The organism is Peribacillus sp. NPDC006672 (assembly GCF_050274955.1).
Classification (GTDB): Bacteria; Bacillota; Bacilli; order Bacillales; family DSM-1321; genus Peribacillus.
Map to the genome: position 1 here is coordinate 39,389 of NZ_JBNNOR010000020.1, position 8,828 is coordinate 48,216.

General features: G+C 40.1%; 16 protein-coding genes and 2 pseudogenes (1 of these 18 cut by a window edge). All 18 read left to right on the forward strand.

Translation table 11 applies throughout. From position 1 onward, the window contains the following. Window positions 1-41 precede the first annotated feature (41 nt). Window positions 42-410: a 50S ribosomal protein L14 gene (rplN, locus tag ACQKKK_RS22810; RefSeq protein WP_061440386.1), complete on the forward strand. Its 369-nt coding sequence runs from the start codon at window positions 42-44 to the stop codon at window positions 408-410. Window positions 411-453: 43 nt separating this feature from the next. Then, window positions 454-765 carry a 50S ribosomal protein L24 gene (gene rplX, locus ACQKKK_RS22815; protein ID WP_061440387.1) on the forward strand — a complete coding sequence of 104 codons (312 nt, stop codon included), beginning with the start codon at window positions 454-456 and terminating at the stop codon, window positions 763-765. Between the two features lie 29 nt (window positions 766-794). Then, window positions 795-1,334: a 50S ribosomal protein L5 gene (rplE, locus tag ACQKKK_RS22820; RefSeq protein WP_427619327.1), complete on the forward strand. Its 540-nt coding sequence runs from the start codon at window positions 795-797 to the stop codon at window positions 1,332-1,334. Window positions 1,335-1,359: 25 nt separating this feature from the next. After that, window positions 1,360-1,545 carry a type Z 30S ribosomal protein S14 gene (locus tag ACQKKK_RS22825; RefSeq protein ID WP_034304998.1) on the forward strand — a complete coding sequence of 62 codons (186 nt, stop codon included), beginning with the start codon at window positions 1,360-1,362 and terminating at the stop codon, window positions 1,543-1,545. A 30-nt stretch (window positions 1,546-1,575) separates the two neighbouring features. After that, window positions 1,576-1,974 carry a 30S ribosomal protein S8 gene (gene rpsH / locus ACQKKK_RS22830; RefSeq protein WP_427619328.1) on the forward strand — a complete coding sequence of 133 codons (399 nt, stop codon included), beginning with the start codon at window positions 1,576-1,578 and terminating at the stop codon, window positions 1,972-1,974. 30 nt (window positions 1,975-2,004) lie between these two features. After that, window positions 2,005-2,541: a 50S ribosomal protein L6 gene (gene rplF, locus ACQKKK_RS22835; RefSeq protein ID WP_427619330.1), complete on the forward strand. Its 537-nt coding sequence runs from the start codon at window positions 2,005-2,007 to the stop codon at window positions 2,539-2,541. A gap of 32 nt (window positions 2,542-2,573) precedes the next feature. Beyond that, entirely contained in the window at window positions 2,574-2,936 is a 363-nt protein-coding gene (gene rplR / locus ACQKKK_RS22840; protein WP_061440390.1) for a 50S ribosomal protein L18, read from the forward strand. Window positions 2,937-2,958: 22 nt separating this feature from the next. Then, a complete protein-coding gene (gene rpsE, locus ACQKKK_RS22845) occupies window positions 2,959-3,459 on the forward strand; it encodes a 30S ribosomal protein S5 (protein ID WP_034304987.1) in 501 nt (166 codons plus the stop codon). 16 nt (window positions 3,460-3,475) lie between these two features. After that, window positions 3,476-3,658 carry a 50S ribosomal protein L30 gene (gene rpmD, locus ACQKKK_RS22850; RefSeq protein ID WP_057915223.1) on the forward strand — a complete coding sequence of 61 codons (183 nt, stop codon included), beginning with the start codon at window positions 3,476-3,478 and terminating at the stop codon, window positions 3,656-3,658. A gap of 32 nt (window positions 3,659-3,690) precedes the next feature. Next, the gene (rplO, locus tag ACQKKK_RS22855) at window positions 3,691-4,131 is read left to right on the forward strand and encodes a 50S ribosomal protein L15 (protein ID WP_034304982.1); all 441 of its coding nucleotides are present in this window, start codon (window positions 3,691-3,693) and stop codon (window positions 4,129-4,131) included. Next, window positions 4,131-5,426: a preprotein translocase subunit SecY gene (gene secY / locus ACQKKK_RS22860; RefSeq protein WP_427619333.1), complete on the forward strand. Its 1,296-nt coding sequence runs from the start codon at window positions 4,131-4,133 to the stop codon at window positions 5,424-5,426. The genes rplO and secY overlap by 1 nt, the downstream gene beginning before the upstream one ends. 58 nt (window positions 5,427-5,484) lie before the next feature. Further along, window positions 5,485-6,138 carry an adenylate kinase gene (locus ACQKKK_RS22865; RefSeq protein WP_427619335.1) on the forward strand — a complete coding sequence of 218 codons (654 nt, stop codon included), beginning with the start codon at window positions 5,485-5,487 and terminating at the stop codon, window positions 6,136-6,138. A 71-nt stretch (window positions 6,139-6,209) separates the two neighbouring features. Next, a pseudogene (locus tag ACQKKK_RS22870) lies at window positions 6,210-6,661 on the forward strand (M24 family metallopeptidase); the annotation flags it as partial. A 42-nt stretch (window positions 6,662-6,703) separates the two neighbouring features. Then, entirely contained in the window at window positions 6,704-6,922 is a 219-nt protein-coding gene (infA, locus tag ACQKKK_RS22875) for a translation initiation factor IF-1 (RefSeq protein WP_028390440.1), read from the forward strand. Between the two features lie 40 nt (window positions 6,923-6,962). After that, window positions 6,963-7,076 carry a 50S ribosomal protein L36 gene (rpmJ, locus tag ACQKKK_RS22880; protein WP_003156543.1) on the forward strand — a complete coding sequence of 38 codons (114 nt, stop codon included), beginning with the start codon at window positions 6,963-6,965 and terminating at the stop codon, window positions 7,074-7,076. Window positions 7,077-7,098: 22 nt separating this feature from the next. Then, complete coding sequence (gene rpsM, locus ACQKKK_RS22885; protein ID WP_057915228.1) at window positions 7,099-7,464, forward strand: 30S ribosomal protein S13; 366 nt, start codon at window positions 7,099-7,101, stop codon at window positions 7,462-7,464. Between the two features lie 22 nt (window positions 7,465-7,486). Beyond that, window positions 7,487-7,876 carry a 30S ribosomal protein S11 gene (gene rpsK / locus ACQKKK_RS22890; RefSeq protein ID WP_028390438.1) on the forward strand — a complete coding sequence of 130 codons (390 nt, stop codon included), beginning with the start codon at window positions 7,487-7,489 and terminating at the stop codon, window positions 7,874-7,876. A gap of 177 nt (window positions 7,877-8,053) precedes the next feature. After that, window positions 8,054-8,828 (forward strand): annotated as a pseudogene (locus tag ACQKKK_RS22895) (DNA-directed RNA polymerase subunit alpha) (its annotated part continues 14 nt past the right edge of the window); the annotation flags it as partial.

Consider the following 8,828-nt stretch of genomic DNA (forward strand, 5'->3'; position numbering starts at 1 on the left):
TATAGTTCGGATTAAGCTAATTCCGAAGGGAGGTACCGTACATGATTCAACAAGAATCTCGTTTAAAAGTCGCTGACAATTCAGGTGCTCGTGAAGTACTAACAATTAAAGTCCTAGGTGGTTCTGGCCGTAAAACTGCAAACATTGGTGATGTCATCGTTTGTACAGTTAAACAGGCAACACCAGGAGGCGTTGTTAAAAAAGGTGAAGTCGTTAAGGCTGTTGTTGTCCGTACAAAACGTGGTATGCGTCGTCCTGACGGTTCTTACATTCGTTTTGATGAAAACGCATGTGTAATTATCCGTGACGATAAGAGCCCACGTGGAACTCGTATTTTTGGACCTGTTGCTCGTGAATTACGTGACAATAGTTTCATGAAGATCGTTTCTCTAGCTCCAGAAGTTCTATAATGTGTAAAAATTGTATAAAGCCTTTCAAGGAGGTGCCAAGCTAATGCATGTTAAAAAAGGTGACAAAGTCGTAGTCATCTCTGGTAAGGACAAAGGCAAACAAGGAACAATTCTTGAAGCATATCCGAAACAAAATCGTGTGCTTGTTGAAGGAATTAACATCGTGAAAAAGCATTCCAAGCCATCTCAAATTAATCCACAAGGTGGAATTATCAGCAGAGAAGCTGCTATTCACGTATCCAATGTAATGCCACTTGATCCTAAATCAGGTAAACCGACTCGTGTTGGATATAAGATCGAAAATGGTAAAAAAGTACGCGTAGCTAAAATATCAGGTGAATCTTTAGATAAATAAGTCATAAATGAAGGGAGGTATACTAAGCAATGAGCCGCCTTAAAGAAAAATTCAAAAGTGAAATTACACCGTCATTGATGGGTAAATTCAACTATCAATCAGTAATGCAAGTACCAAACATTGAAAAAATCGTTATTAACATGGGTGTGGGTGACGCAGTATCTAACTCAAAAGCTTTAGATACAGCTGTTGAAGAACTTACATTGATCACTGGTCAAAAACCAGTTATAACAAAAGCTAAAAAATCAATCGCAGGCTTCCGTTTGCGTGAAGGTATGCCTATCGGAGCGAAGGTTACATTACGTGGAGAACGTATGTATCAATTCCTTGATAAGCTAGTATCTGTATCTTTACCACGTGTACGTGATTTCCGCGGCGTTTCAAAGAAAGCCTTTGACGGACGTGGGAACTATACATTAGGTGTTAAAGAACAACTTATCTTCCCTGAGATTGATTACGATAAAGTGAGCAAAGTTCGTGGTATGGATATCGTTATCGTAACGACTGCCAACACTGACGAAGAAGCTCGTGAACTACTTACTCAAGTTGGAATGCCGTTCCAAAAGTAATCTCTAAATAAAGGGAGGCGAAATCGTGGCTAAAAAGTCTATGATCGTAAAGCAAAAACGCGAACAAAAGTTTAAAGTACAAGAATATACACGTTGCGAACGTTGCGGACGTCCACATTCTGTATTACGTAAATTTAAACTTTGTCGTATTTGTTTCCGCGAACTTGCATATAAAGGACAAATTCCTGGCGTTAAAAAAGCTAGCTGGTAAAACCCGAGTTTGGGAAGGAGGTAAAATATAATGGTCATGACAGATCCTATTGCAGATATGCTTACTCGCATCCGTAATGCGAATATGGTTCGTCACGAAAAACTAGAAGTTCCTGCTTCAAAGATCAAAAAGGAAATTGCTGAGATCTTAAAGCGTGAAGGCTTCGTACGTGACTTTGAATTAATCGAAGACAACAAACAAGGTATCATCCGTATCTTCTTAAAATACGGTGCAAACAACGAACGTGTTATCACTGGTCTAAAACGTATCAGCAAACCTGGTTTGCGTGTATATGCAAAAACTGGAGAGGTACCACGCGTTCTAAACGGTTTAGGTATCGCAATTGTTTCTACTTCTCAAGGAGTTTTAACAGACAAGGAAGCTCGCTCTAAACAAGCTGGCGGAGAAGTTTTAGCATACGTTTGGTAATACATTTTCACAAGAATGGAGGTGCACAATATGTCTCGTATAGGTAAAAAACCTATTGAAATCCCTACAGGCGTAACAGTTACTGTTAACGGAAGTGAAGTAACTGTTAAAGGTCCTAAAGGTGAATTAACTAGATCATTCAGTCCTGACCTTACAATCGTTGTTGAAGAGAACGTGTTAACTGTTACACGTCCGTCTGACGAGAAGGCTCACCGTTCTTTACACGGAACTACTCGCGCACTTATCTCTAACATGGTTGAAGGTGTATCTAAAGGATTTGAAAAATCACTTGAACTTATTGGGGTTGGGTACCGTGCACAAAAGCAAGGTACTAAGCTTGTCCTTAACGTAGGATATTCCCACCCTGTAGAAATAGAGCCAGAAACTGGCGTTGAAGTCGAAGTTCCTTCTAATACAAAAGTAATCATCAAAGGTGCAAGCAAAGAACGTGTAGGAGCTCTAGCAGCTAATATCCGTGATGTTCGCCCACCTGAACCGTATAAAGGTAAAGGGATTCGTTACGAAGGCGAATTCGTTCGTCGTAAAGAAGGTAAAACTGGTAAGTAATGCCGCATAAGTAAACGAAAGGAGTGACGTAAATGATTACGAAGCTTGATAAAAATGCTACTCGTCAGAAAAGACATGCGCGTGTACGTGCTAAGCTTTCTGGAACAGAAGCTCGTCCTCGTTTAAATGTGTTTCGTTCAAACAAACACATTTACGCACAATTAATTGACGATGCACAAGGCGTAACATTAGCAAGTGCTTCAACTCTTGATAAAGAGATCAGTATCGAAGCTAGTAGCAATGCTGAAGCAGCTCAAAAAGTTGGCGAACTTATTGCGAAACGTGCTGTTGAAAAAGGTTTCAAAGCTGTGGTATTTGACCGCGGTGGTTACCTCTTCCATGGTCGTGTAAAAGCATTGGCTGACGCTGCTCGTGAAAACGGCTTAGAATTTTAATGGATAAGGAGGGACATAACAGATGCGTAGCATTGATCCTAATAAATTAGAACTTGAAGAACGCGTAGTTACAGTAAATCGTGTAGCTAAAGTTGTTAAAGGCGGACGTCGTTTCCGTTTCACTGCACTAGTTGTTGTTGGTGATAAAAATGGTCATGTTGGATTTGGTACTGGTAAGGCTCAAGAAGTTCCGGATGCTATCCGTAAAGCTATTGAGGACGCTAAGAAAAATCTAATTACTGTACCAATGGTTGGAACTACAATTCCTCACCTTGTGAACGGTCGCTATGGCGCAGGTCACATTCTATTGAAACCAGCTTCTGAAGGTACAGGAGTAATTGCTGGTGGTCCTGTTCGTGCAGTACTAGAATTAGGCGGAGTTAGCGATATCTTGTCTAAATCACTAGGTACTAATACACCTATTAATATGGTTCGCGCAACAATTGAAGGATTGAAGCAATTGAAACGTGCTGAAGACGTAGCTAAGTTACGTGGAAAATCAGTACAAGAACTGTTAGGATAAGGAGGGAAATCGAATTATGGCTAATAAATTAGAAATTACCCTCACTCGCAGCTTGATTGGTCGTCCTGAAGATCAACGTGTTACAGTTAACACTTTGGGTTTACGCAAAATGCATCAAACGGTTATTCATGAAGATAACCCTGCGATTCGCGGTATGATTACCAAAGTTGCTCATCTTGTTACTGTAAAAGAACAATAAAATAATTTTTAACTTAACAAGGAGGTGCCAACATGAAACTTCATGAGTTAAAAGCTGCAGAAGGTTCTCGTAAAGAACGTAAACGTAAAGGTCGCGGTATTGGATCTGGTAACGGTAAAACAGCAGGTAAAGGACATAAAGGACAAAACGCTCGCTCCGGCGGCGGTGTGCGTCTTGGATTTGAAGGGGGACAAACTCCTCTATTCAGACGTTTACCTAAACGTGGATTTACCAACATCAACCGTAAAGACTATGCTATCGTGAATCTTGATACGTTAAATCTTTTCGAAGACGGTACTGAAGTAACACCAGCTCTTTTACTTGAGACTGGAGTTGTAAGTAAAGAAAAAGCAGGAATCAAGATTCTTGCAAAAGGAAGCATTGAGAAAAAGCTTACTGTTAAAGCTCACAAATTCTCTTCTACTGCTAAAGAAGCTATCGAAGCTGCTGGCGGTAATACAGAGGTGATCTAATGTTTCGCACGATCTCCAATTTTATGCGCGTGGGTGAAATAAGGAATAAGATTATTTTTACCCTTCTAATGTTAATCGTCTATCGCATCGGTACATTTATACCTGTACCGCATGTGAATGCCGGTTTTCTCGCTGAACAGGACCAGCTGAGCGTCATAGGTCTTTTAAATACCTTTGGCGGCGGTGCACTACAAAACTTTTCCATATTAGCGATGGGTATCATGCCATATATCACGGCATCTATCATCGTTCAACTATTACAGATGGATGTTGTACCTAAGTTCACTGAATGGTCTAAACAAGGGGAAGCAGGGCGTCGTAAATTAGCTCAATTCACTCGTTACTTCACTATTATCCTAGGATTTATCCAAGCTTTGGGCATGTCTTATGGGTTTAATAATATGTCAGGTGGCCAGTTGATTGAAAATCCTGGAATTGCAACATACTTGCTTATTGCCACTGTCTTAACGGCAGGAACAGCTTTTCTTTTGTGGTTAGGGGAGCTGATCACTGCTAAGGGTGTGGGTAATGGGATTTCCATCATAATCTTTGCTGGTATCGTAGCTAGTTTGCCAACAACGGCAAATCAGATATACGCCCAACAATTCGAAAATGCGGGAGATCAATTATTCCTACGAATCATAACGATTATCCTCATTGTTTTAGCAGTATTAGCAATCGTGGTTGCTGTCATCTTCATTCAGCAGGCATTACGTAAAATTCCTATTCAGTATGCCAAACGTGCTGCGGTAGGTCGTACACAAATGGGTGGCCAGTCTACACATTTACCATTGAAAGTAAATGCTGCAGGGGTTATTCCGGTAATCTTTGCAATGGCATTTCTTATTACTCCTACTACAATCGCTTCTTTCTTTGGAAAGAACAGCGTGACTACCTGGATTACAGAAAACCTAACATATACCCATCCTATTGGAATGGTTATATATGTTGCTCTTATTATTGCTTTTGCGTATTTTTATGCATTCATTCAGGTTAACCCTGAACAAATGGCTGAGAATCTGAAAAAGCAAGGTGGCTATGTGCCGGGGATTCGACCAGGGAAGAGTACACAAGAATATTTAACACGTGTTTTATACCGTTTGACGTTTGTAGGCTCTATATTCTTAGCCATCATTGCCGTTTTACCGGTATTTTTCATTAAGATTGCTGATTTACCTCAATCTGCACAGATTGGTGGTACTAGTTTGCTAATCGTAGTGGGGGTTGCCCTTGATACGATGAAACAGCTTGAATCACAACTTGTGAAGAGACACTATAAAGGCTTTATAAAGTAATGAGTTTTGGGAACGCCTTGTTCCCTTTACCCATTATAGAGTTTGAGGGGGAAGAAAATTGAATCTAGTGTTAATGGGTCTGCCTGGTGCTGGTAAGGGCACTCAAGCTGAACAAATCGTAGAAAAATATAATATCCCTCATATTTCTACTGGAGATATGTTCCGAACAGCTATCAAAGATGGAACAGAATTAGGTCTAAAGGCAAAATCATTCATGGACAAAGGCGAATTGGTACCTGATGAAGTTACCATTGGCATTGTACGTGAACGATTAAGCAAGGAAGACTGCCTTAAAGGATTTTTGCTTGATGGTTTTCCACGTACTGTGGCACAGGCAGAGGCACTTGAAAGCATTCTTACTGATTTAGATCGAAAAATGAATTTTGTCATTAATATCGATGTTGATAAAAGCATCTTAATGGATAGATTGACAGGACGTCGTATTTGCAAATCATGTGGTGCGACATATCATCTTGTATTCAATCCTCCCGCTAAAGATGATGTATGCGACCGCTGCGGCGGAGAATTATATCAACGTGCTGATGATAATGAAGAAACGGTTCAAAATCGCTTAGATGTGAATTTGAAACAAACCAAACCACTTCTTGATTTCTACGGAGAAAAAGGATACTTGGTCAACATTAACGGACAGCAAGATATTAATAAGGTATTTGAAGATATTGATGTGTTACTTGGTGCTTTGCAAAATTAATCATTCGTATTGATTTATGAAATTCAAACCATTTTTACAACTTACTAGTTAAACTTGGTGCATTCCTTTAATACAAAGGGTATAATGGATTTCGCGAGAGCATTCGCACATTTATTAATCAGGTTCTTGTACTTGGTATTCCCTGAATTGGGCGATTACTTTCTAAGTGATCTTCATGGACATATCCGGTCGGCAAAATTGATGAAGAAATGCAGTGACTCTATTGGGATTCCTAAAGAGTCGTGATATAGAGGGTTGAAAGAAGCTATGTCAGGCGTGCGCCTTTCAAACATCTCCCATGCTATTCAAACCTATGTCGAGACTAATTGCTTCTCTATTTCGAGAGTATGTCGGTCACGGAATCGGTCAAGACTTACATGAGGACCCATAAAATCCTCATTTCGGTCCAACTGATAAAGGTCCTCAGTTAAAGCCTGGTTCTACAAAATGGTGAATACTTGATGCAGAATTGTAAGACTTATGAGGATAATTGGACTGTAGTAATGTTGACGGAAAGATGTGTACCTTTAATAGGTTCACGCATAGAGAAGGGAGAATCACTTTAATGGCGAAAGATGATGTAATTGAAGTAGAAGGCACAGTACAAGAGACTTTGCCAAATGCAATGTTTAAGGTAGAATTAGAAAATGGTCATACTGTTTTAGCTCATGTATCCGGTAAAATTCGTATGCACTTTATTCGCATTTTGCCTGGAGATAAAGTTACGGTTGAGCTTTCCCCGTATGATCTAACTCGCGGCAGAATCACATACCGGTTCAAATAATCCGGTTACGCTCCGATCTGTATAAGGAGGTTAGATAGCAATGAAAGTCAGACCATCAGTCAAACCAATCTGCGAAAAGTGTAAAGTTATCCGCAGAAAAGGTAAAGTTATGGTTATTTGCGAAAACCCTAAACATAAACAAAAACAAGGCTAAATAGAAGGAGGTGCACTCAAGCATGGCACGTATTGCTGGAGTAGATATTCCCCGTGACAAACGTATTGTTATCTCATTAACATATATATATGGTATTGGAAAACAAACAGCGATGAAAGTTCTTGCAGAAGCAGGCGTTTCTGAAGAAACTCGCGTTCGTGACTTAACGGAAGACGAATTGAATAAAATTCGTGATATCATTGACAAGCTTAAAGTAGAAGGCGACCTTCGTCGTGAAATCTCCCTAAACATCAAACGTTTAATGGAAATCGGTTCTTACCGTGGTTTACGTCACCGTCGTGGTCTTCCTGTTCGCGGTCAAAATACAAAAAACAATGCTCGTACGCGTAAAGGACCTCGTCGTACTGTAGCTAACAAGAAAAAATAATTAGTAAAGGAGGTTACTTTTCATGGCACGTAAAACTAATACACGTAAACGTCGTGTGAAAAAGAATATAGAAACTGGTATTGCACATATTCGTTCAACATTCAATAACACTATCGTTACGATCACTGACTCTCATGGTAATGCTATTTCTTGGTCAAGTGCTGGAGCTCTAGGATTCCGTGGATCTCGTAAATCCACTCCATTTGCTGCACAAATGGCTGCTGAAACAGCTGCTAAAACATCAATTGAACATGGTATGAAAACTCTTGAAGTTACAGTTAAAGGACCTGGTGCTGGACGTGAGGCTGCTATTCGTGCACTTCAAGCTGCTGGCCTAGAAGTAACTGCAATTAAAGATGTAACTCCAGTTCCACATAACGGATGCCGTCCACCAAAACGTCGCCGTGTTTAATTTTTCTGTATAGATTTTGTATTCCTGTCAATAATGGGATATAATACTGAGTTTGCGTTCTTACAGAAGATTAATTTTCAGTTGTTGCGCACAGCGGGAACGTATACATGGGGAATTTCGGTTTAAGTGACTTAGTTTACTTGCCGGGGTTTTGACGTTTTGAAGGAGGGTTTATTGATGATCGAAATAGAAAAACCAAAAATCGAAACGGTTGAAATCAACGACGATACCAAATTCGGTAAATTCGTCGTAGAGCCACTAGAGCGTGGGTATGGTACTACATTGGGTAACTCCTTACGTCGTATCCTTTTATCCTCACTCCCAGGTGCTGCTGTCACAGCTATACAAATTGATGGAGTGCTACATGAGTTCTCAACAATTGAAGGCGTCGTGGAAGATGTAACATCTATCATTCTTAATGTGAAAAAACTAGCTCTTAAGATTTACTCTGATGAAGAGAAGACGCTGGAAATTGACGTTCAAGGTGACGGAGTCATCACGGCTGCTGATATCACTCATGATAGTGATGTAGAAATTCTTAATCCGGATTTATATATTGCTACAATTGGTAAAAACGGTCATATGCGTATGCGTTTATCTGCACGTCGCGGCCGCGGCTACACTCCTGCTGTTCAAAACAAGAGAGAAGACCAGCCAATTGGTGTAATTCCAATCGATGCTCTTTACACTCCGGTTTCACGCGTATCTTTCCAAGTTGAAAATACACGTGTTGGACAGTTGTCTAACTTTGACAAGTTAACGTTCGATGTTTGGACTGATGGCAGTACGGGTCCGCAAGAAGCGGTAGCACTTGGAGCTAAGATTTTAACAGAGCATTTAAATATTTTCGTTGGGTTAACCGATGAAGCTCAAAATGCTGAAATCATGGTTGAAAAAGAAGAAGATCAAAAAGAAAAAGTTCTTGAGATGACGATCGAAGAATTAGACCTTT